Raw genomic sequence first — 19106 nt, 5'->3', positions numbered from 1 at the left:
GCCCCGGATCCGCGAGAACGTCGCGATTCGGAGCGTTCAGCCTTCTTTCTGCGGTCGCAGCCCCGGCAACGGCCAGGATCGAGGGATGGACCTCGATGACCTCGGCGATCGCCTCTGCATCATCGGCCCGTCGAGCAGCGGCAAGTCGACTCTCGCCGCGGCTATCGGCCGCGCCCGAGGGATGCGGGTCGTCCACCTCGACCAGTACCGGCATCTTCCCGGCAGGCACTGGGTCGAGCGGGGCGACGACGAGTTCGCCGCGCTCCATGCCGCGGCCATCGCCGGCGAGTGCTGGGTGATCGAGGGCAACTACTCGCGCTGGCTGCCCGAGCGCCTCGACCGGGCGACGGGCCTGATCGCGCTCGAGTCCACCACGACCGCGACCGTGATCCGCTACCTCCACCGCACCTGGAGCGGGCAGGAACGCGTCGGCGGCCTGGAGGAGACGCGCGACCGGGTGAGCCTCGCGATGCTGCGGTTCCTCCTCGGTCCCTCGCGCCGGAGCAGGGGGCGCTGCCGGAGGCTGCACGAGGAGTCAGCCGTCCCCTCGGTGCTCCTGCCGGACCGCGCCGCGCTGGACCGCTTCGCGCGCGCCAACGGGCTCCGCTGACCGGTCCTCGTCCGCGAACCACCGGATCCGGCCGCTTCGCGAACGTGACTTCCGTGTCGCACGGCCAACACCCGCACAACTGAGGCTGGATGCCCCGAATCCTCCCGAATCTCGCGATTCGGGGCGTTCAGCCTTGGTTGCGCAGACGAATCGACTCTCAGTGCGGCCGCAGGGCCGCGACGATGTCGCACTGCGCCGCGCGGCCGGCGCGAGTCGGCACCAGCGGATACACGTGCACCTGGCCGACGGCCTCGTGCAGCGTGAGCGGCACTCCCGCGGCCTCAGCCTTCGACGCGAGCACGTGCGCATCGGGGTTCAGCACGTCGCGGGTGCCGGTGAAGACCGTCAGAGGCCCGAGCCCGGTGAGGTCGCCGAAGAGCGGGCTCACCACCGGATCGACGAGCTCGAGGGAGCCGCGCCAGCGGTCGGCGAGCACCCGGCCACCGGGAGTCGCCAGCCACGGGTCCGTCGGCTGGACGAGCGGGATGCGCGGGTTGCTCCAGGTGAGATCCAGCGCGGGCGAGATCAGCAGGGTCTGCGGGAGGGTCACGCCGTGGTCGCGGAGGGCGAGCGCCGTCGAGAGGGCGATCTGCCCGCCGGCCGAGTCACCGGCCAGCGCGGTCGGTCCGTGGCGCTCGAGACTGCGCCGCACGAGCGCGAGCACGCCGTCGCGCGCCTCCAGCGCGGTGCCGAACGGCACGAGCGGGTAGATCGGGAGGGTCACCGCCACTGACGCCTTGTCCGCGATCCGCGCGGCGAGCCACCAGTGCTGCGGCGCGATCTCGTTGACCCAGCCGCCGCCGTGCGCGTAGACGACTCCGCCGAGGATGCGCTGCGGCCGGATCGAGTAGACCGGCCAGCCGCCGACCTGCTCCACGTCGACCCGCACTCCGGGTCGCAGGCGTGGCGGGGGACCGTACGGCGCCGGCCGCAGCGCGTTCTCGCGGATGCGCCGGCGAGCACCGTCGGCCGTGACGAAGGTGCGGTCGGCCCGGATCAGCCGCAGCGCGAGCGGGACGAGGGCGTCGGGCACGGCGGGAGTCATCCTCCGAGGATCGCGCACGCCAGTGGGGAGTCGCTGGGTGGAATCAGCCCTCGGGAGTGCGCTCCGGCGCTCGAGCAGCCAGAGTGGCCGGATGGACATCGCACCGCTGCTCACCTGGACCCTCGCCCAAGAGATCGCCGTCCCCGATGACGTCGGAGCGCTGCTCGTCGAGGGCGAGACGGCGGTCGCCGCCTTCCGCACCCTGCGCGACTCGGCGACGTTCACTACGAAGCGGCTGATCGTCCGCGACGCGCAGGGCATCACCGGCAAGAAGGTCGAGATCTACTCGCTGCCCTACAGCTCGATCAACATGTGGTCGACCGAGAACGCGGGCACGTTCGACATCAACTCCGAGGTCGAGCTCTGGACCCGCGCGGGCCACATCAAGATCAAGCTCGGCCGCGGCGCCGATGTGCGTCGTCTCGACTCGCTCTTCGCCTGGGCGGTCCTGCACTCGCACTGACGAGAGCCTCAGTCGTCCTCGAGCACCATGCCGACGGAGGTGGCGCACGCGTCGCCGCGCCACGCCTCCACGCCCTCGCGCAGCGCGAAGACGACGATCACGAGCCCGGCGACCGGATCCGCCCACCACCAGCCGAGCAGGCCGTCGAGCACCAGCCCGATCAGCACCGCGGCCGACAGCCACGTGCAGACCAGGGTCTGCTTCGAGTCGGCCACGACGCTGGCCGACCCGAGCTCGCGGCCGGTGCGGCGCTCGGCGAACGAGAGGAACGGCATCACGATCACGCTCAGCGCTGTGATGACGAGCCCGAGCGGGCTGTGCTCCGCCTCCCGGGCGCCGGCGAGCGCCAGCACGGACGAGAACGCGACGTAGGCGGCGAGCGCGAAGAAGGCCACCGCGATCACGCGCAGCGTGCCCTTCTCGTAGCGCTCGGGATCGCGACGCGTGAACTGCCAGGCGACCGCGGCGGCCGACAGCACCTCGATGCCGGAGTCGAGCCCGAAGCCGATCAGCGCCGTCGAGGACGCCGCGGCGCCGGCGCTCAGCGCGACGATCGCCTCGACGAGGTTGTAGCCGATGGTGGCGGCGACCAGGAGGCGCACCCGGCGCCGGAGGAGCGTGCGGCGGTCCGCGGTGAGCGTCGTCATGAGCAGCTGCACCCCTCGCCCTCGCAGCAGTCGGGGTCGACGTACAGCACCACCCGCAGCAGGTCGTCGAGCGCGGGCGCGAGGTGCGGGTCGGCGAGGCGGTACCAGGTGCGCCGCCCCTCCGGGATCGCGGCGACCAGGCCGCAGCCGCGGAGGCAGGCGAGGTGGTTCGACATCACCTGGCGCGAGACGTCGAGCGCGTCGGCGAGGTCGGAGGGGAACGCCGGCGCCTCACGCAGCATCAGCAGGATGCTCGCGCGGGTCTGGTCGGACAGCGCCGAGCCGAGGCGGGCGAGCGCGGCGGTGTGGGTGAGGGTCGCGGTGACGGGCAGGGCGGCTGGCACGACTCCGATAGTACAGCGATCGCTGTATCCACGTCCTAAGCTGGAGCGATGGACGACGCGAGCGGCACCGACGTGCGCGCGGCGACCGTCGTGGTGATCGGCGTCGGCCAGGCGGGGCTCTCGGCCGGCCACCACCTCGCGCGCCGCGGATTCTCGAGCGCCCTCGCCGATCCCTCCGGCGCCCGGACCTTCGTGATGCTCGACGCGAATCCCGCCCCCGGAGGCGCGTGGCAGCACCGCTGGGAGTCGCTGCGGATGGCGACGGTGAACGGCATCTTCGACCTGCCCGGCTTCCCGGTCCCACCCGTCGATCCCGCAGAGCCGTCGCGCGCCGCGGTGCCGAGGTACTTCGCCGACTTCGAGCGCGCCGAGCAGCTGCCGATCCTCCGCCCCGTGACCGCGCGGAGCGTCGAGGCCGTCGACGACGATCCGGAGGGCGACCTCGTCGTCCGGACCGACGCGGGCGACTGGGCCACCCGCGCCGTGATCAACGCCACCGGCACCTGGAACAACCCGCTGCTCCCCCATCACCCCGGGCAGGAGACGTTCCGCGGGCGGTCGCTGCACACCCGCGACTACGTCCGCGCCGAGGACTTCGCCGGCCGGCGCGTGGCCGTCGTCGGTGGCGGCATCTCGGCGGTACAGCAGCTCGAGGAGATCTCGCGCGGCGCGACCACGTTCTGGTACACCCGCCGCGAGCCGGTCTGGCTGCCCGGCGCCTTCACTCCCGAGACCGAGGGCCGCGACATCATCGCGCGCGTCACCGCCGACGTCGAGGCGGGGAACCCGGCCGGGAGCGTCGTCTCGTACACCGGACTCGCCTGGACCCCGTACGCGGTCGCCGCCCGCGAGCGGGGCGCGCTCGTGCGCCGGCCGATGTTCACCGCGATCGAGCCGGACGGCGTGCGCGAGGCCGACGGGACGCTCACGCCGGTCGACGACATCCTCTGGGCCACCGGCTTCCGCGGCGATCTCGCGCACCTCGATCCGCTCGCCCTGCGCAACGATCGCGGCGGCATCACGATGACCGGGACCCGGGTCGACGCCGACCCGCGCGTGCACCTGATCGGCTTCGGCCCCTCGCAGTCGACCGTCGGCGCGAACCGCGCCGGACGCGACGCCGCGCGCGTCCTCTCGCGGTATCTCGAGCCCTCGGTGTGATGCGGAGCCCTAGGGTGAACCGCATGACCGGTGCCCCCGAGCCGTCCCGGCCGAGGCTGTCCCGCGAGGACGCCTCCAGCCGCATCACGGCCTACGTCTACGGCAACATCGTGACGCTCGCCACCATCGCACCGCTGACCACGGTGGCCGCCGAGAACGGGCAGGGCTTCTGGTATGTGCTCGCCACCGCGTTCTCGACCTTCCTCGCGCACACCTTCGCCGAGTCGATCGGCCGTCGGGCGCGGACCGACGAGCGGCTCTCCGCGGCGGTCCTCCGCGCCGAGCTCCGCGACTCCCTCCCCGTGCTCACTTCGGGGATCCTCCCCGCCGCCGTCCTGGGGCTCGCCTGGCTGACGGCCGTCCCCGGCTCGACGGCAGAGATCATCGCGCTGACCTACCTCGTGATCCGCCTCGCCCTGATCGGCCCGATCGTGGCGCGGATCCGCGGCGAGCGCCCGTCCTTCCGCACCTTCGTGGCGGGGATCGTGCTCGCGCTCGTCGGGATCGCCGTGGCACTGGTCAAGGTCGGTCTCGGGTCCTGAGCCGTCGCCTGCCGGCGCGTTCCCGCGCCCACCGCATCCCGACGAGCACCGCGCCCGCCACCAGGATGTGCAGCAGGACGAGGGCGATGGCGTCCGGCTCGACGAACTCGACCCTCCAGCCCGACGGCGCCCACGTCATCCCGCCCAACAGGGTGCGCGTGACGGTGAGCTGGGTGGCGTGGAACGCGATCGCGACCAGGAGGGCCCCCTCGATCGGCAGCCGGCGCGCGGCGACGAGCGCCAGCCCGAACAGCACGAGCTGCAGCACGTAGACGACCGGGTCGTTCCCCGCCGGGAACACCGCCGGCTCCTCGCCCGCCCCGCCGAGCACCGTCGTCACGGCCCACCGCACCGGGCCGATGACGAGACCGAGGAACGGGAACAGCGCGGTGGTCACGACGGTCGCGACGGCCGGGCCCCACCCATCGCGGAGGTTCGTCCACGCGTACCCGCGCAGCGCGAGCTCCTCGGGCAGGGCCTCGTAGAGGACGATGACGACGCCGTTCAGCAGCAGGAACCCCGCGAAGGCGACCGGATCGACGGCCTCGACGCGGATCCAGCCGGCCAGCGCCGCGGGCAGCCAGACCGCGAGGCCCGAGCCCGCGCCGACGGCGACGCCCACGGAGAGCGGACGCAGCGCCCGCCGGGTCAGACCCAGCCCCCTCAGATCGCGCCGGTCGACCCGGCGGCGCAGCAGCGCGATCGCGGGGACCACGAGGGCCGACATCAGCACCGCCTGCACGAGCACGACGGCGAGGAGGGGCAGTCCGAGCGCCTGGTCGAGGGCGTCCGCCGCACCGATCGTGGCTCCGAGCCCGGCCCCGAGGATCAGCCACGCGACGACCGCCCGGAGGAGCGCGGCACCGCGCGGCACCGTCCTGCGAACGACACCGACGGCGACGCTCATGCGACGGCTCGCTCCGCGCGGGACTCCACCGGCGCCGGCCGTGGCCAGATCGAGTAGCCGACGGCCGTGACGACCTCGATCGCCACGACGAGGAGCAGGATCGGGAAGACGCCCTCGAGCGCCCCGGTCCGCGCGGGGTCTCCGGCGATCGCGCCGAGCAGGAGGACGACCCCGGCCGCGATCGCCGCGGCGAGGGTCGTGCGCGCGAGGTCCTTCCAGCACGAGCGCGCGTGGGCGGAGCCGGAGAGCTTCTGCGGGGCCGGGCCCCCGGCGAAGCGGTGGGCGAAGCGCAGGTCGGCGGCGCGGACGAGCGCGTGGCCGTAGGCGATCGAGAAGCCGAGGTAGACGGCCGAGAGCGAGTGCGCGAGGGAGGCCGTCGCTCCGTTGTGCAGATCGATCGCGGTCGCGACGAGCAGGACGACGTCGACCACGGGGGTCAGCGCGAGCAGCACGGCTCCGGTGCGCTTCCAGCGGAGGGCGTAGCGCGCGATCAGGCCCAGGGCGATGACCACCCAGAATCCGATCTCGCACGCGATGACGATGGCCAGGATCATGGTTCCCCCGTTGCTCCGGTCGATCAGCACGACTGTGCTAATCGAGATCGAACGCTAGCACGCTCGTGCTAATCTCGCGGAGTGCCCCTCGACCGCGATGCCCGCAAGGCCCAGCTGGCCGAGGCGGTCTGGCGCGTGGTGCGCGAGCGCGGCATCGGCGCCGTCTCGGTCCGCACCGTCGCGGAGGAGGCGGGCGTCGTCGTCGGCTCGCTCCGGCACGTGTTCCCCACCCGCACCGAGCTCGTCGCCTTCTCGGCCGAGCTGATGGTGACGCGCGCGACCGAGCGGATCCTCGCCACTGCGCGCACGGGCGACGCGCTCGCCGACGCGGTGGCGATGCTGCGCCACCTGCTGCCGCTCGAACCCGACAGCCGCGCCGAGCTCGAGGTGAACATCGCGCTGATCGCCGAGACGCCGGCCCTGCCCGAGCTGCGCGGGATCCGCGACGAGGCGCACCGGGGGCTGGCCGAGATGTGCGTGCTGCTCTGCGCCTCCGTGGCGGGGCGACACCCGGATGCCGAGCTGCTCGACTCCGCGCGCCGCCTGCACGCGCTCGTCGACGGACTCGCCGTGCACCTGCTCCTGCGCGAGGGCGAGGGCGAGTGGGCGGTCGGCGTGCTGAGGGCCGAGCTGGAGCGGCTGCGCGGCTGACTAGCGCGTCGGGCCGGCGGACGCCCCGGTCACGACGTCAGCCGCTCGCGGGACGCGGGATCGACGATGTCGAGCCACTCGCGGTGATCGCCGATGTAGGCCGCGATGAACGGGCACTGCGGGACCACCTCGTAGCCCTGGGCGCGGGCGTCGGCGAGCACCGCCGCCGCGAGCGCACTGCCCAGGCCGTGGCCCCCGAACTCCGGGAAGACGACCGTGTGGGTGAAGGTGCGCACTCGGCCGCGCTGCTCGTAGGCGGCCACTCCGGCCCGCTCCCCGTCGAGGAGCACCTCGAACCGCGACCGGTCGCGGTCCTCCTCGACGGTGACGTGCTGCTCGTCGCTCATGCGGTCCTCCCGGTGTCGCTGCTCCGTGCGCTCACTGTACGACCGCGCCGACCCGCGCCACCGGTACCGGTCAGTCCCGCGAGGCGAGGTGCGCCCGGAGCGCGAGCATCGCCTCCTGCACCGCGGCGAGCTGATCGGAGGAGAGCCCCGCGACGAAGGTCTCCTGGACCGCTCGGAAGTGCGGCGCCGTCGCGGAGCGGAACGCCTCGGCACCCGGCGCGGCGAGCACGACCTCGGCCCCGCGGCTGTCATCGGAGGCCTGCTCGCGGGTGAGGAGACCGCGCCGCTCCATCCGTCCTAGGTGGTGCGAGAGCCGGCTGCGCTCCCAGCCGATGTCCTCGGCGAGCTGCGACGAGCGGAGGCGGTGCTCGGGGTGCTCGGTCAGGGCGAGGAGGACCGCGTAGTCGCCCTGCGAGAGCCCGGAGTCCTCCTGGAGCCGCGAGGCGACGACTCCGCGCACGCGCTCGGACGTCTCGATGAACAGGCGCCACGCGGCGAGCTCGCTCGGCGTGGGAGAGCGTCGGCGGCGCCGGTCGTCGGGAATAGCCATCGCCGGTCCTCTGTTTGACATGTCAAGTACCTCGGTTCCGAGGTGACACGTCAACTGTAGGAGAACGGCCGGCCGAGAGGCCCACGACCTCCCCGGGAAGAGCCCCGCCATGCCTGATCTCGAATTCGGACTCGACACCTTCGGCGACATCCCCGAGAAGTCCCCCGGCGTCCTCGCCACCCATCCCGAGGCGATCCGCCAGGTCGTCGTCGAGGCCGTCCTCGCCGACGAGCTCGGCGTCGACGTCTTCGCCGTCGGCGAGCACCACCGGCCCGAGTACGCGATCTCGTCGCCCGAGACCGTCCTCGCCGGGATCGCGACCGCGACCGAGCGCATCCGCCTCGCCTCCGGAGTCACGGTGCTCAGCTCGGACGACCCGGTGCGGGTGTTCCAGCGCTTCGCGACCCTCGACGCGCTCTCGAACGGCCGGGCCGAGGTGATCCTCGGCCGCGGCTCCTTCACCGAGTCGTTCCCCCTCTTCGGCTACGACCTGAAGGACTACGACACGCTCTTCGAGGAGAAGATCGACCTCTTCGCCGAGCTGCTCACCGAGAAGCCCGTCACCTGGAGCGGGACAACGAGGCCCGCACTCCATGACGCGGACGTCTTCCCCAAGACCGAGTCGGGCAACCTGTCGACCTGGGTCGGCGTCGGCGGCTCGCCGCAGTCGGTCGTGCGCACCGCCAAGTACGGCTTCCCGCTGATGCTCGCGATCATCGGCGGCAGCCCCGAGCGCTTCGCGCCCTACACCGACCTGTACCGGCGCGCCGCCGAGCAGTTCGGCACCACCGCGCACCCCATCGGCATGCACTCGCCGGGCTTCATCGCCGACACCGACGAGGCGGCCCGCGAGATCTTCTTCCCGCCCTACAAGATCGTCCGCGACCGCATCGGCGCCCTCCGCGGCTGGCCGCCGGTCACCCGGGCCGAGTTCGACCAGGAGGTGGAGCACGGATCGATGTACGTCGGCTCGCCGTCGACGGTCGCCCGCCGCATCGCCGCCGCGATCTCGACCCTCGACGTCGGACGCTTCGACCTCATCTACTCCGCGGGCCCGATCCCGATGAAGGACCGGATGCGCGCGGTCCAGCTCTACGGAGCAGAGGTCATCCCGATGGTCCGCGACATCCTCGGACGCTGACAGGGTGGTGACCATGACCACGCGGACATCCACCACCATCGGCATCCTCGGCGCAGGCAAAGTCGGCACCGTCCTCGCCCGCCTGGCACTCGCCGCGGGGTACAGGGTGCTCGTCAGCAGCTCCCGCGACCCCTCCGCCATCGCCCTGACCGTCGATGTCCTCGCGCCCGGGGCAGAGGCGGTGACGGCCACCGACGCCGCCGCGGAGGCCGACATCGTGATCCTCGCCCTCCCGCTCGGCAAGCTCGGCTCGGTCCCGGTCGACGCCCTCGCCGGGAAGCTCGTGATCGACTCGATGAACTACTGGTGGGAGGTCGACGGCCCGCGCCCCGACCTGACCGACCCCGAGGTGACGACGAGCGAGATCGTCAGCCGGTCCCTCCCCCGCTCGCGCGTCGTCAAGGCGTTCAACCACATGGGCTACCACGACCTCGACGAGGAGCCGCGCCCCGCCGGCGCCCCCGGTCGCAAGGGCATCGCGATCGTGGGCGACGATCCCGACGACCGGCGCGCGGTCGCCGCCGTGGTCGACGCGTTCGGCTTCGACCCGGTCGATCTGGGCGGGCTGCGTGAGGGACGGCTCCTGCAGCCGGGAGGCGCTCTCTTCGGGGCCGACATCAGCGCGGAGGAGATCCGGGCCGTGCATGCGGAGGCGTCACGGGATCCGGATGAGGTTCGCGCTTCCTAGGAATAATTGACGCGTCAATCAGTTGTACCGGACATGAGCATCGACGCGGGCGCAACGCCCTCAGCATCCCTCGGAGTCCTCGGCGTCGGAGCGATGGGCGGCGCGATCGCGCGCGCCCTCGCCGCGAAGGGCCTCCCCGTCCTGATCGCGAACAGCCGCGGTCCCGAGACCCTCACCGACCTCGCCGCAGAATCGGAGTTCCTCCGCCCGGTCACGATCGAGGAGGCCGGGCAGGCCGACATCGTGATCCTCACCGTCCCCTGGGTCGCCGTCGAGGGCGTCCTCGGCCGCCTCTCCAGCTGGGAGGGCCGCATCCTGGTCGACGCATCGAACGCGGTGATCTTCCTCGCTCCCGACTCGCCCGAGCTGCAGGATCCCGCGAACCCGCTGGCCGCGATGGGCCTGAAGGCGGCGGACACGCAGGGACGCACCTCGAGCGAGCTCGTCCGCGAGCTCGCTCCGGGCGCCCGCGTCGTGAAGACCTTCAACCACATCGAGCCGCCGGTGCTCGCCGAGCCCCGCCGCGCCGGCGGACAGTCCGTCGTCTTCCTCAGCGGCGACGACGCCTCGGCCAACACCGAGATCGCAGCGCTCCAGGCGCGACTCGGGCTCTTCCCCGTCGACCTCGGCGCCCTCTCCGTCGGCGCCCCGCTGACGGCGTTCCCGGGCGGGCCGCTGCTGGGTCTCGACCTGCTCAAGCCGTGACCTGAGCGGGAGGAGCTCCGGCTCGCAGGATCGCGAGCCGGAGGTCGTCCGGCGCCTCAGTCGGCCGTGGCCGCCGCGGCGACCAGCGCCGTGTCGACGAACTGCTCGAAGCGCACGATGAGCCCGCCGCGCACCACGAAGTGGTGGGCCACCCGAGCGTCGAGCGCCTTGCCGGTGCTGCGGTGCGTCGCGGTGTAGCGCGCGAGCACGACGACGTTCTCGCCCTCGACGACGTAGTGGTCGTCGTGGGCGGCCCAGCCCTCCCAGTCGCGGCCCAGGATCTCCATCACGTTCGAGGTGACTCCCTCGGGCGTGCGGTAGGTGCCCGCGAGCGGGAAGCCCGCCATCTCGGTCCACTCGACGTCGGGGGCCATCGTGGCCCGCAGCGCGTCGAGGTCTCCGGCGGCGGAGGCGAGGTACTGGCGGCGGACGACGTCGCGCGGTGCGGTGCTCGCGGTGTCTGCGGTGCTCACGGTCTCGGCGGTGCTCTCGTTCAGCCCCATGTCATCTCTCCCTTGGCGACCTTCGGCCCGATCTGGGCTGCGATCATCATCCCCGCGTCGGGATGCTTCGCGGCGAGCAGCGCGGTGGCGGCGGCACCGTCCGCCGCCTCGGCGAGCACGTCCTCGAACTCCACGAGGTAGTCGCGGGTGTACTGCAGGGCGCTCGCGTCGGTCGCGGTGCCGGGCAGGCGGTGGCCCGGGACGACGAGGGCGGGCTCGAGGGCGAGCATCTCGTCGAGCAGGTCGACCCAGGCCGAGCGCTGCTCGGGGGTCGCGGTGTCGGCGGTCCAGACGTGCTCCTGCTGGAACACGAGCACGCCGCCGAGGATCGCGCGCTGCGCGGGGTGCCAGAGGTAGTGGCGGTCGGGCAGGATCCCGGAGCCGCCGCGCAGCTCGAGCGCCTCGCCGTCGACCTCGATCGTGTCGGAGGCGAGCGGCGAGATCTCGACGAGGCGCGTCGGCAGGTTCGCGCCGAACGCGGCCCACGCCTTGAGCTTGCCCTCGAACGAGGCGTGGATGTGCCCGATGACGATCGGAGTGGCGACGATCGCCGCCTCCGGGAACGCGTCGGCGACGACCTCGAGGCCGAAGTAGAAGTCGGGGTCGGCGTGGCTGACGAACACGGTGGTCAGGGTCCTGCCGGAGTCGAGGATCGCCGCGACGAGGCGGTGTCCGTCGGCGCGGGTGAAGCCGGCATCGACGAGGACGGCCTCAGTCGGGCCGGTCACGAGGACGGCGGACTTGTTCGGGGATCCGACCGGGAAGTCGAGATCGAAGACGTCGAAGGAGAGGGTCATGCTGAGCGGTCGCTTTCTCGGGATGCCGGCGGCGGTCGCCGTGCACCCGAGACAACTTAGCTGCGCAGTCAGCTATTCCCGACGACGGTGAACGCGATCACGGCATGACGGGGAGCGCCCGCGCCGCGCCCTTGCTGAGCGCCTCGACGGCGGCCGCGAACGACTCCCGGTGCTCCGCGGGCAGCACGGCGAGCATCGTCCGCTCGATATTGGCGGCATGGACCGCACTGGCCCGCAGCAGCATCCGCTCCCCCTCCTCGGTGAGCTCGACGAGCTGCACGCGAGCGTCGTCGGAAGAGGGCCGGCGCTCGACGAGCCCGCGCTGCACGCCGCGCTGCACCAGCCGCGTCGCGCCGCCGGAGGTGAGCACCCGCGCCTGCGCGATGTCGCGGACCGCGATGCCGCCCTCGCCCGCCCGACCGACCACGACGAGCAGCTCGAACAGCGTGTGGTCGAGCCCCGTCTCCTCCTCGAGCGCCCTGGCGAGGAGGTGCTCCCAGCCGTTCGCGGCGCCGAGGAGTCGGCCGAAGACGAGGATCCGCGGGTCGCCCACGGCCGCGCGCACGCTGGGCATGGCCGGTTCTGAGCTCATGCGCTCACCCTAGACACCGCTGGAGCGGCGCTCACCCCCCGTTCGACTGCGGGATCCCCTCGCCGAGCGCCTCGAAGCGGTAGACGAAGCCGCCGTCCGCACCGCTGATCGTCGCGTAGGCGTCGGTCCCGCCCGGCTCGATCGCGACGTTGGTGGCCGAGGCGAGCCCGGTCGCCTCTCCCTCCGGGACCGTGACCGTGGTGAGGAGCGCGCCCTCAGTGTCGTAGACGAGGATCTCGGGCCGGTTGTGCAGTCCGACGTAGAGGCGCCCGTCGGCGTCGACCGCGATCGAGTCGACCTGCCCGATGCCGGCGGAGGCGACGATCGCGGGGTGCGCGGTCGCGACCTCGGTCCCCTCCGGTGAGAGCGTGAGCCTGTCGATGCGGTTGCCGGTGTTGAGGCTCACCCAGAGTGCGTCGTAGTCGGGCGAGAAGCCGACGCCGTTGGGCGAGGGCAGATCGGAGGCGAGCACGGTCGCCTCCGCGGTCGCCGGGTCGATGCGCACGACGCGTCCGCTCGCCTCCCAGTACGGCGCGGTCGCCCCGGCCGCATCGGTGACGTAGAGCGCTCCGTCTGGTCCGAACGCGATGTCGTCCGGCTGCATCGGCACCCCGTCGACCGGCCCGGAGAAGACCTCGCGCACGTCGGTGCCGTCGGTGGTCATGCTGCGGATCGCGCCGCCGACGAAGTCGGTCACGTACAGGCGCCCGTCGGCCGGTCCGAACTGGGCGGAGGTCAGGACGGCGGCGTCATCGGTGTGGACCGTCTCAACGCTGTCGTCCTCGAGGTCGACGCGGAGCACCTTCCCGGCACCGGGCGGGGCCACCACGTCGACGACGTACAGGCTCCCGTCGGGCCCGAAGACGGGACCCTCGAGCAGGGTCATGCCCGTCGCCTCGTGGACCTCGGAGACCTGCAGCACTCGCTCGGCCGTGATCTCGCCGCCCGTCGCCGCCGATCCGTCCGGGGCGGCGTCGTCGGGGGCGGCGGCGGTGCAGCCGGCGAGCGCGAGCACCGCCGGCACCGCGAGCAGGCGCGCGTTCCTCATCGGGCCGCCTCGACGTCGGCGCCGACCAGCACGTCGCCCATGCCGCCGTCGCGCCACTCGCGCAGGAGGCGGTGGAAGGCGATCGGCCCCGGGCTGTAGGAGGCTCCTCCGATCGAGCGGGTGCCCTCGCCGTTGTAGTAGCCGGGCGTGCACTCGGCCTGGAACGCCCGCGTGTCGGCGGCGGTCTCGTGGACGGTGCGGACCCACGCCTCCTCGGCCTCGGCGGACGGCTCGAGGTAGCGCGCGCCGACCTCGCGGCCGCGGGCGATCACGGCGGCGATGTGCTCGGCCTGCTCGAGCAGGATGTGGGCGAAGTTGACCGAGTTGGCGTTCTGGATGCCGCTGAGGTGGAACAGGTTCGGGAAGCCGTGCGACGAGAAGCCGTGCAGCGTGCGCGGGCCGCGGGCCCACGCCTCCAGGAGGGTGCGGCCGTCGCGGCCGGTCACGGGCAGCGTGCCCGACACGACGCCCGAGACGCCGACCTCGAAACCGGTCGCGAAGATCAGGCAGTCGACCTCGTACTCGGCGTCGCCGACGACGACGCTCGTCTCGGTCACCCGGGTGATCCCGCCGGCATCGGCCGTGTCGACGAGGGTGACGTCCGGGAGGTTGAAGGTGGGCAGGTAGGTGTCGCTGAAGCCCGGGCGCTTGCACATGTAGCGGTACCAGGGCTTGAGCGCCTCGGCCGTCGCGGGGTCGTCGACCACCTGGTCGATCCGGGCACGGAGGCGGTTCATCGTCGCGAGGTCGTCGAGCTCGTCGCGCCGCTCGCGCTCCTCGGGAGTGAGCGTCCCGTCGACCGCGCCGGAGAGGATCTGCCGCTGCAGCGCGGTCGTCGCGGTCCAGCCGTCCTCGACGAGGCTCTCCTCGACGGGCTCGCCGGCGAGCACGGCGAGGAAGTTCTCCATCCGCTCGCGCTGCCAGCCGGGCTCGAGCGATGCCGCCCACTCCGGATCGGTCGGCCGGTTGTCGCGGACGTCGACCGTCGACGGCGTGCGCTGGAAGACGATCAGCTCGCGCGCGTCGGCGCCGACGTGCGGCACGACCTGGAGGCCGGTCGCCCCGGTGCCGACCACGGCGACCCGCTTGTCGGCGAGACCCGTGAGGCCGCCGTCGGCCGAGCCTCCGGTGTAGCCGTAGTCCCAGCGGCTGGTGTGGAAGGTGTGGCCGCGGAAGGTCTCGATCCCGGGGATGCCGGGGAGCTTCGCCTGGGTCATCGTGCCGGAGGAGGTGACGACGAAGCGCGCGCGGAACCGGTCGCCGCGGTCGGTGCCGACGATCCACTCGTCCGCCTCCTCGTCCCAGTCGAGCGAGGTCGCGCGGGTCTGGAAGAGTGCGTCGCGGTACAGCCCGTAGTGCTCGGCGATCGCGACGGCGTGCCGGCGGATCTCGTCGCCCGGGGCGTAGCGCTCGGTGGGCATGGTGCCGACCTCTTCGAGCAGCGGCATGTAGACGTACGACTCGATGTCGCAGCGCACCCCCGGGTAGCGGTTCCAGTACCAGGTGCCGCCGACGTCGCCCGCCTCGTCCATCAGGCGGATCGACTCGACGCCCGACTCGCGGAGGCGCGCGGCCGTGAGCAGCCCGCCGAAGCCGGCTCCGATCACGAGAGCCTCGACGCGGTCGGCGACGGGCTCGCGCTCGACGCGCTCGGTGTACGGGTCCTTCGCGTAGTAGCCGAACTCCCCCGCGGCGCGGCGGTACTGCGTCGCGCCGTCGGGGCGCAGGCGGCGGTCGCGCTCGCGGCGGTACCTCTCGCGAGCGGCGTCGAGGTCGAGCGTGTCGGTGGTGCCGGCGGTCATCGTGTCTCGCTTTCGTCGCGCCGCGCGGCGCATCGACCGCGGGAGACCGGGCCTTCGGCGGGGAGCGACTGCTCCCGGCCTGACGCGCCGACACGGCTCCGGATCGGGTGATGTCTCAAAAGGTTAGCCTCGAGCTAACCATTTGTGCTGGGCGTCGGCTGGGACCTACGGTGAGCGCATGCCCTCCGACGACAGCCGCGCTCGAACGATGGCCGACATCGAGGCGCTGTCGATCGCGATCACCGTCCGCTCCATCCCGCGGGTGCTCGAGCCGCTGCTGACGACGGACCTCACGATCCAGCAGCTCAAGGCGCTCAGCGTCGTGGTGACGACGGAGGAGGGGGCGACCGGCGCCGGACTCGCCGACCGCTTCGGTGTCTCGATGCCCTCGATGTCGAAGCTCGTCGACCGGCTCGCGGCCGCCGAGCTCGTGACCCGGTCGGGCGACCCGGTCGACCACCGCGTGCGGCGGATCCACGCGACCTCCCTCGGGCGGGCGGTCGTCCGCGAGCTGATGGCCGCGCGCCCGGAGCTCGGCGAGGACGTGCTGTCACGGCTGAGCGAGGACGAGCTCGAGGCCCTCGCGACCGGGCTCCGGGCGATCAGCCGCGAGCTGCGCGCGCCGCGTCCCTGACGCGGACACCCGGGCGCGGGCTACTGCACCGACCAGCCGCCGTCCGAGGCGAGGACGATCCCGTTCACGTTCGCGGAGTCGTCGCTGAGCAGCCAGGTGATCGAGGCCGCCATCGTGTCGGCCGAGACCACCGGCGGGATCAGCTTCATGAACGGCGTCAGGCGCTCGCGCGCCGACTCCGCCATCGACCCCTCGATCGCGGTGGCCGTCGGGCCGGGGGCGACGGCGTTCGTGCGGATTCCGGCGGGACCGTAGAAGAACGCCGCCGACTTCGTGATGCCCACCACCGCGTGCTTCGAGGCCGTGTAGGCCGTGCCGGCCGCGTTGCCGCGCAGCGACGCCTCCGACGCGATGTTCACCACCGAGCCGCGGCCCTGCGCCAGCATCACCGGCAGCACCGCGCGGCTCAGCGCGAACGTGCCGTCGACGTTCACCGAGAACACCCGGCGCCACAGGGCGTCCTCCGTCTCGTGCAGCGGAGTCATCCCGTCCATGATCCCCGCGATGTTCGCGAGGCCGTCGATCCGCTCGCCCGCCGCGGCGACGATCGCCGCGACTCCGTCGGCCGAGGTGATGTCGGCGGTCACGGTCACGACCGAGCCCTCGGGAGACGCGGCCGCCAGCTCGTCGATGCCCTTCGGCACGACGTCGACCGCGACCACCCGCGCGCCCTCGCGGACGAGTCGGCGCGCGGTCGCCCGGCCGATGCCCGAGCCCGCGCCGGTGACGACCACCGTGCGCCCGGCGAAGCGGGACGACTCCGACGCCGACTCCTCCGCCTCCTCCTCCGGGATCACGCCGCCGTTCGCCTGGCGGACGAGCGTGTCGACGAGCTCCTGGGGGAAGCGTCCGCCGCCGAGCTCGACGAGCGTCTGCAGGCTGAGGCCCGCCGCGGGCTTCAGGTCGTCGGCCGACTGGCCGCCCTGGGCGAGGATGCCGCGGAGGATCGGGCCGCCGACCGCGTCGTCGAGCCATTCCTGGACGGTGTTCTTCGAAGTGAGCACGGGCTTCTCCTTGTGAGTGGTGATCGGATGCGGGAGGTGGTCAGGTCGTGGGGAGCAGGGCGAGCACGTCCTCCGTGCTGCCGGTCTCGCCGAGGACCGGCAGCACGCGGCTGACGCTGCCCTCGTGCGAGGCGGCCTGCAGGTCGGTGACGGCGTCGGTCGCGACGACCACCGAGTAGCCGAGGTCGTAGGCGGCGCGCGCGGTCGACTCGATGCCGAAGCTCGTGGTGAGGCCGGCGAGCACGATCTGGGTGACGCCGCGGGCGGCGAGCAGCTCGTGCAGACCCGTGCCGCCGAAGGCGCTCCAGGCGCTCTTCACGAGCACGAGGTCGTCGTCGGCGCGGCCGAGAGCGGGCAGCGGAGCGATCGCCTCGGGCGGGAGGACCGGCACCGCCCGTCCGCGGCCCACCTCGGTGCGCCCCGGGTTCGGGCGGCCGAGATCGGCCGTGACCAGGGCGACGGTGAGTCCGTGCGCGCGGAAGGCCGAGGCCAGCTCGGCCGCGCGCGCGACGACGTCGCCGATCGGGTGGACCAGCGGATTCGCGGCGGTCGCGGGCTGCAGATCGACGACGACCAGCGCGGTCACCGGATCGAGGGCGCTGATCGTCATCGCGGGCCGGGGCCGAAGGCGACGACGACCTTGTCGGCCGCGCCCGGCGTCGAGGCGGTGACGAAGGCCTGGTCGACCTCGGCGAAGTCGACGACATCGCTGACGATCACCGCGTACTTCTCCCAGTTCGCGACCAGATCCTCCGTCACCTCGAAGATCTCGGTGGGGTATCCCATCGCGAGCACGAGGGTCAGCTCGGAGCCGAGGATCGCGCCGAAGTCCACCTCGACGGGCGTCTTGTGCACCGCCACGATGCCGACGGTCGCACCGTGCTTGGCGGCGCCGAGGATGGTCCGGACCACGATCGGGGCCCCCGCGGCGTCGAGGTAGACGTCGGTCGCGGGCTTGCGCTGCCCACGCCGCGCGGGCGCCTCGCCCTGCAGCGCGATGAGGCGCTCGACGACGTCCTCGCGGGAGGAGTCGACGACCGCGTCGGCGCCGACCATCAGCGCCTTCTCGAGGCGGGACGGGATCACGTCGACGACCGTGATGTGGCCGGCTCCGAGCGCGCGGTAGGCGAGCACCGCGCCCAGGCCGATGGGGCCGGCCCCGAAGACGACGACCGCGTCACCCGGCTCGGGCGCGGTGCGGTTCACCGCGTGGCGCGCGACGGCCATCGGCTCGTTGAGCGCCGCGACCTCGAAGGGCACGTGGTCGGGCACGATCTGCAGGCTCCGCCCGAGCACCGCGTCCTCGATCAGGAGGAACTCGGCCATGCCTCCGGTCGTGCCGCCGGAGCCGATGATGCCGGTGCGCGCCGCCATCGGGTTGATCACGACGCGGGCGCCGAGGGGGATGCCCTCGACGCCGGAGCCGACCGCGACGACCTCGCCCGCCGGCTCGTGGCCCAGCGGCGTGCGCCCCTCGAGGCCCGGCAGCCCGCCGAGGGAGATGTACAGCGCATCGGAGCCGCAGATGCCGCACGCGCGCACCCGCACCAGCACGTCGGCCGGTCCGGGTGTCGGGGTGTCGACCTCGACCGTCGTCGTCTCGCCGGGGGCCGTGACCATCGAGAGCTTCATCCGCCGCTCCTCCTCTTCGCAGGTGATCCAGGTGATCTGCGGCAAAGCTAGCCGATCGGCTAGCTTTCGACAATGCGCGTCTAGGATCTTCAGCGAACGAGGAGGAGCGATGGCCCGACCGGTCGGCAAGCGCGGCGAATCGCGGGCGCGCCTCCTGCAGACGGCACTGCGCCTCTTCGGCGAGCGCGGCGTCAACGGCACCTCGCTGCAGCTCATCGCGGACGAGCTCGGGGTCACCAAGGCGGCCGTCTACCACCAGTTCGCCTCGAAGGACGAGATCGTCCTGGCAGTCGTCGAGCCCGCCTTCACGCGCATGGCCGAGCTCGTCCGCGACGCCGATGCGGCGCCTCCCGAGCGCGCGTTCGACGTCACGCTCGAGGGGCTGGTCGCGCTCGCGGTCGACCACCGCGAGTTCGCCGCCGCCATCCAGCGCGACCCGGCCGTCGTGCAGCTCCTCTGGCGCGACCCCGCCTTCGTCGAGGCGACGACCGGCATCAACCGGCACCTCATCGGCCCCGACCCGTCGGAGGAGGCGCGCATCGCGCTCGCCGTCGCGGGCGGCGGCCTCATGATCGCCGGCATGGACCCCTCGCTCCGCTCGGCCGACCGCGACGTCCTGGCGCGCGTCCTCCTCGAGTCGGCGCGCACCGTGCTGACGCCCTACCGCGCGGCGGCGCCCACCGTCCGCGTGGGCGGCCCTGCGGCAGGGACTCCGGCCGCAGCGAGCCCGCTGGTCGAG

Annotated in this window: 25 protein-coding genes; 10 read left to right on the top strand and 15 right to left on the bottom strand. The window is 72.9% G+C overall.

Translation table 11 applies throughout. The features are described from left to right. Nucleotides 1–85 precede the first annotated feature (85 nt). Nucleotides 86–610, top strand: coding sequence for an AAA family ATPase (locus tag GRS92_RS15975; RefSeq protein ID WP_159858236.1), 525 nt, complete (start codon nucleotides 86–88; stop codon nucleotides 608–610). A 157-nt stretch (nucleotides 611–767) separates the two neighbouring features. Here the strand turns inward: GRS92_RS15975 and GRS92_RS15970 are convergent, their stop codons facing one another. Continuing rightward, on the bottom strand, nucleotides 768–1655 hold the full coding sequence (locus GRS92_RS15970) for an alpha/beta hydrolase fold domain-containing protein (RefSeq protein ID WP_159858234.1): 888 nt from the start codon (nucleotides 1653–1655) through the stop codon (nucleotides 768–770). Between the two features lie 91 nt (nucleotides 1656–1746). Between GRS92_RS15970 and GRS92_RS15965 the strand changes: the two genes are divergently transcribed. Continuing rightward, a complete protein-coding gene (locus tag GRS92_RS15965) occupies nucleotides 1747–2118 on the top strand; it encodes a PH domain-containing protein (protein ID WP_159858232.1) in 372 nt (123 codons plus the stop codon). Nucleotides 2119–2126: 8 nt separating this feature from the next. Here GRS92_RS15965 and GRS92_RS15960 read toward each other — a convergent pair whose 3' ends face one another. Together GRS92_RS15960 and GRS92_RS15955 are read right to left on the bottom strand one after the other, a co-directional pair. Further along, nucleotides 2127–2765 carry a cation diffusion facilitator family transporter gene (locus GRS92_RS15960; protein ID WP_159858230.1) on the bottom strand — a complete coding sequence of 213 codons (639 nt, stop codon included), beginning with the start codon at nucleotides 2763–2765 and terminating at the stop codon, nucleotides 2127–2129. After that, entirely contained in the window at nucleotides 2762–3109 is a 348-nt protein-coding gene (locus GRS92_RS15955; RefSeq protein WP_235022077.1) for an ArsR/SmtB family transcription factor, read from the bottom strand. Before GRS92_RS15955 ends, GRS92_RS15960 begins: the two co-directional genes overlap by 4 nt. 48 nt (nucleotides 3110–3157) lie before the next feature. On the opposite strand from GRS92_RS15955, the gene GRS92_RS15950 reads away from it, so the two are divergent. After that, nucleotides 3158–4270: a flavin-containing monooxygenase gene (locus GRS92_RS15950; protein WP_159858228.1), complete on the top strand. Its 1113-nt coding sequence runs from the start codon at nucleotides 3158–3160 to the stop codon at nucleotides 4268–4270. A gap of 23 nt (nucleotides 4271–4293) precedes the next feature. Then, nucleotides 4294–4812, top strand: a complete 519-nt coding sequence (locus tag GRS92_RS15945; protein ID WP_159858226.1) for a hypothetical protein — start codon at nucleotides 4294–4296, stop codon at nucleotides 4810–4812. On the opposite strand, the gene GRS92_RS15940 is transcribed toward GRS92_RS15945, so the two are convergent. Both GRS92_RS15940 and GRS92_RS15935 read right to left on the bottom strand, forming a co-directional pair. Next, nucleotides 4790–5719 (bottom strand): CPBP family glutamic-type intramembrane protease, encoded by a 930-nt coding sequence (locus GRS92_RS15940; RefSeq protein WP_159858224.1) that lies wholly within the window; start codon nucleotides 5717–5719, stop codon nucleotides 4790–4792. The two genes, GRS92_RS15945 and GRS92_RS15940, sit on opposite strands and share 23 nt — an antisense overlap. Then, nucleotides 5716–6273, bottom strand: a complete 558-nt coding sequence (locus GRS92_RS15935; RefSeq protein WP_159858222.1) for a hypothetical protein — start codon at nucleotides 6271–6273, stop codon at nucleotides 5716–5718. Before GRS92_RS15935 ends, GRS92_RS15940 begins: the two co-directional genes overlap by 4 nt. An 81-nt stretch (nucleotides 6274–6354) precedes the next feature. Here GRS92_RS15935 and GRS92_RS15930 point away from each other — a divergent pair, with 81 nt between their 5' ends. Further along, entirely contained in the window at nucleotides 6355–6924 is a 570-nt protein-coding gene (locus tag GRS92_RS15930) for a TetR/AcrR family transcriptional regulator (protein ID WP_159858220.1), read from the top strand. 29 nt (nucleotides 6925–6953) lie between these two features. Here the strand turns inward: GRS92_RS15930 and GRS92_RS15925 are convergent, their stop codons facing one another. Together GRS92_RS15925 and GRS92_RS15920 are read right to left on the bottom strand one after the other, a co-directional pair. Next, nucleotides 6954–7271: a GNAT family N-acetyltransferase gene (locus GRS92_RS15925; RefSeq protein WP_159858218.1), complete on the bottom strand. Its 318-nt coding sequence runs from the start codon at nucleotides 7269–7271 to the stop codon at nucleotides 6954–6956. A 70-nt stretch (nucleotides 7272–7341) separates the two neighbouring features. Next, a complete protein-coding gene (locus tag GRS92_RS15920) occupies nucleotides 7342–7821 on the bottom strand; it encodes a MarR family winged helix-turn-helix transcriptional regulator (protein ID WP_159858216.1) in 480 nt (159 codons plus the stop codon). Between the two features lie 109 nt (nucleotides 7822–7930). Between GRS92_RS15920 and GRS92_RS15915 the strand changes: the two genes are divergently transcribed. Genes GRS92_RS15915 through GRS92_RS15905 form a run of 3 tightly spaced genes read left to right on the top strand, consistent with a single transcriptional unit; the run spans nucleotide 7931 to nucleotide 10355 of the window. Further along, on the top strand, nucleotides 7931–8962 hold the full coding sequence (locus GRS92_RS15915) for an LLM class flavin-dependent oxidoreductase (RefSeq protein WP_159858214.1): 1032 nt from the start codon (nucleotides 7931–7933) through the stop codon (nucleotides 8960–8962). 7 nt (nucleotides 8963–8969) lie between these two features. Then, a complete protein-coding gene (locus GRS92_RS15910) occupies nucleotides 8970–9650 on the top strand; it encodes an NAD(P)-binding domain-containing protein (protein WP_235022081.1) in 681 nt (226 codons plus the stop codon). Nucleotides 9651–9683: 33 nt separating this feature from the next. Then, the gene (locus GRS92_RS15905) at nucleotides 9684–10355 is read left to right on the top strand and encodes an NADPH-dependent F420 reductase (RefSeq protein WP_159858210.1); all 672 of its coding nucleotides are present in this window, start codon (nucleotides 9684–9686) and stop codon (nucleotides 10353–10355) included. A 56-nt stretch (nucleotides 10356–10411) separates the two neighbouring features. Here the strand turns inward: GRS92_RS15905 and GRS92_RS15900 are convergent, their stop codons facing one another. From GRS92_RS15900 to GRS92_RS15880, 5 genes are all read right to left on the bottom strand, one after another. Then, nucleotides 10412–10858 (bottom strand): nuclear transport factor 2 family protein, encoded by a 447-nt coding sequence (locus tag GRS92_RS15900; RefSeq protein WP_159858208.1) that lies wholly within the window; start codon nucleotides 10856–10858, stop codon nucleotides 10412–10414. Further along, nucleotides 10849–11655, bottom strand: coding sequence for an MBL fold metallo-hydrolase (locus GRS92_RS15895; RefSeq protein WP_159858206.1), 807 nt, complete (start codon nucleotides 11653–11655; stop codon nucleotides 10849–10851). The genes GRS92_RS15900 and GRS92_RS15895 overlap by 10 nt, the downstream gene beginning before the upstream one ends. Before the next feature lie 97 nt (nucleotides 11656–11752). Continuing rightward, on the bottom strand, nucleotides 11753–12247 hold the full coding sequence (locus tag GRS92_RS15890) for a MarR family winged helix-turn-helix transcriptional regulator (RefSeq protein ID WP_159858204.1): 495 nt from the start codon (nucleotides 12245–12247) through the stop codon (nucleotides 11753–11755). Nucleotides 12248–12278: 31 nt separating this feature from the next. Next, nucleotides 12279–13295 (bottom strand): SMP-30/gluconolactonase/LRE family protein, encoded by a 1017-nt coding sequence (locus tag GRS92_RS15885; protein ID WP_159858202.1) that lies wholly within the window; start codon nucleotides 13293–13295, stop codon nucleotides 12279–12281. Next, complete coding sequence (locus GRS92_RS15880) at nucleotides 13292–15097, bottom strand: flavin-containing monooxygenase (RefSeq protein WP_159858200.1); 1806 nt, start codon at nucleotides 15095–15097, stop codon at nucleotides 13292–13294. The genes GRS92_RS15885 and GRS92_RS15880 overlap by 4 nt, the downstream gene beginning before the upstream one ends. Nucleotides 15098–15275: 178 nt before the next feature. Here GRS92_RS15880 and GRS92_RS15875 point away from each other — a divergent pair, with 178 nt between their 5' ends. Next, entirely contained in the window at nucleotides 15276–15731 is a 456-nt protein-coding gene (locus GRS92_RS15875) for a MarR family winged helix-turn-helix transcriptional regulator (RefSeq protein WP_159858198.1), read from the top strand. 20 nt (nucleotides 15732–15751) lie between these two features. On the opposite strand, the gene GRS92_RS15870 is transcribed toward GRS92_RS15875, so the two are convergent. Genes GRS92_RS15870 through GRS92_RS15860 form a run of 3 tightly spaced genes read right to left on the bottom strand, consistent with a single transcriptional unit; the run spans nucleotide 15752 to nucleotide 18367 of the window. After that, the gene (locus GRS92_RS15870; RefSeq protein ID WP_204162036.1) at nucleotides 15752–16735 is read right to left on the bottom strand and encodes an SDR family NAD(P)-dependent oxidoreductase; all 984 of its coding nucleotides are present in this window, start codon (nucleotides 16733–16735) and stop codon (nucleotides 15752–15754) included. A gap of 40 nt (nucleotides 16736–16775) precedes the next feature. After that, nucleotides 16776–17345: a cysteine hydrolase gene (locus GRS92_RS15865; RefSeq protein WP_159858196.1), complete on the bottom strand. Its 570-nt coding sequence runs from the start codon at nucleotides 17343–17345 to the stop codon at nucleotides 16776–16778. Beyond that, a complete protein-coding gene (locus GRS92_RS15860) occupies nucleotides 17342–18367 on the bottom strand; it encodes a zinc-dependent alcohol dehydrogenase (RefSeq protein ID WP_159858194.1) in 1026 nt (341 codons plus the stop codon). The genes GRS92_RS15865 and GRS92_RS15860 overlap by 4 nt, the downstream gene beginning before the upstream one ends. Nucleotides 18368–18476: 109 nt before the next feature. Here GRS92_RS15860 and GRS92_RS15855 point away from each other — a divergent pair. Beyond that, nucleotides 18477–19106 (top strand): TetR/AcrR family transcriptional regulator (locus tag GRS92_RS15855; protein ID WP_159858192.1); only part of this gene is annotated, 630 nt, incomplete at its 3' end.

Source organism: Rathayibacter sp. VKM Ac-2754 (assembly GCF_009807095.1).
Classification (GTDB): domain Bacteria; phylum Actinomycetota; class Actinomycetes; order Actinomycetales; family Microbacteriaceae; genus Rathayibacter.
The sequence above is the reverse complement of the archived record's forward strand: the minus strand, read 5'-3'. Positions and strand labels throughout refer to the sequence as shown.

What these genes read in the sequence shown, in the direction of transcription:
- GRS92_RS15895 (WP_159858206.1), bottom strand. Translation starts at nt 11,655, where the DNA reads ATGACCCTCTCCTTCGACGTCTTCGATCTCGACTTCCCGGTCGGATCC.
- GRS92_RS15920 (WP_159858216.1), bottom strand. Translation starts at nt 7,821, where the DNA reads ATGGCTATTCCCGACGACCGGCGCCGCCGACGCTCTCCCACGCCGAGC.
- GRS92_RS15965 (WP_159858232.1), top strand. Translation starts at nt 1,747, where the DNA reads ATGGACATCGCACCGCTGCTCACCTGGACCCTCGCCCAAGAGATCGCC.
- GRS92_RS15960 (WP_159858230.1), bottom strand. Translation starts at nt 2,765, where the DNA reads ATGACGACGCTCACCGCGGACCGCCGCACGCTCCTCCGGCGCCGGGTG.
- GRS92_RS15885 (WP_159858202.1), bottom strand. Translation starts at nt 13,295, where the DNA reads ATGAGGAACGCGCGCCTGCTCGCGGTGCCGGCGGTGCTCGCGCTCGCC.
- GRS92_RS15915 (WP_159858214.1), top strand. Translation starts at nt 7,931, where the DNA reads ATGCCTGATCTCGAATTCGGACTCGACACCTTCGGCGACATCCCCGAG.
- GRS92_RS15905 (WP_159858210.1), top strand. Translation starts at nt 9,684, where the DNA reads ATGAGCATCGACGCGGGCGCAACGCCCTCAGCATCCCTCGGAGTCCTC.
- GRS92_RS15860 (WP_159858194.1), bottom strand. Translation starts at nt 18,367, where the DNA reads ATGAAGCTCTCGATGGTCACGGCCCCCGGCGAGACGACGACGGTCGAG.
- GRS92_RS15865 (WP_159858196.1), bottom strand. Translation starts at nt 17,345, where the DNA reads ATGACGATCAGCGCCCTCGATCCGGTGACCGCGCTGGTCGTCGTCGAT.
- GRS92_RS15880 (WP_159858200.1), bottom strand. Translation starts at nt 15,097, where the DNA reads ATGACCGCCGGCACCACCGACACGCTCGACCTCGACGCCGCTCGCGAG.
- GRS92_RS15970 (WP_159858234.1), bottom strand. Translation starts at nt 1,655, where the DNA reads ATGACTCCCGCCGTGCCCGACGCCCTCGTCCCGCTCGCGCTGCGGCTG.
- GRS92_RS15950 (WP_159858228.1), top strand. Translation starts at nt 3,158, where the DNA reads ATGGACGACGCGAGCGGCACCGACGTGCGCGCGGCGACCGTCGTGGTG.
- GRS92_RS15975 (WP_159858236.1), top strand. Translation starts at nt 86, where the DNA reads ATGGACCTCGATGACCTCGGCGATCGCCTCTGCATCATCGGCCCGTCG.
- GRS92_RS15940 (WP_159858224.1), bottom strand. Translation starts at nt 5,719, where the DNA reads ATGAGCGTCGCCGTCGGTGTCGTTCGCAGGACGGTGCCGCGCGGTGCC.
- GRS92_RS15875 (WP_159858198.1), top strand. Translation starts at nt 15,276, where the DNA reads ATGCCCTCCGACGACAGCCGCGCTCGAACGATGGCCGACATCGAGGCG.
- GRS92_RS15890 (WP_159858204.1), bottom strand. Translation starts at nt 12,247, where the DNA reads ATGAGCTCAGAACCGGCCATGCCCAGCGTGCGCGCGGCCGTGGGCGAC.
- GRS92_RS15900 (WP_159858208.1), bottom strand. Translation starts at nt 10,858, where the DNA reads ATGGGGCTGAACGAGAGCACCGCCGAGACCGTGAGCACCGCAGACACC.
- GRS92_RS15925 (WP_159858218.1), bottom strand. Translation starts at nt 7,271, where the DNA reads ATGAGCGACGAGCAGCACGTCACCGTCGAGGAGGACCGCGACCGGTCG.
- GRS92_RS15945 (WP_159858226.1), top strand. Translation starts at nt 4,294, where the DNA reads ATGACCGGTGCCCCCGAGCCGTCCCGGCCGAGGCTGTCCCGCGAGGAC.
- GRS92_RS15935 (WP_159858222.1), bottom strand. Translation starts at nt 6,273, where the DNA reads ATGATCCTGGCCATCGTCATCGCGTGCGAGATCGGATTCTGGGTGGTC.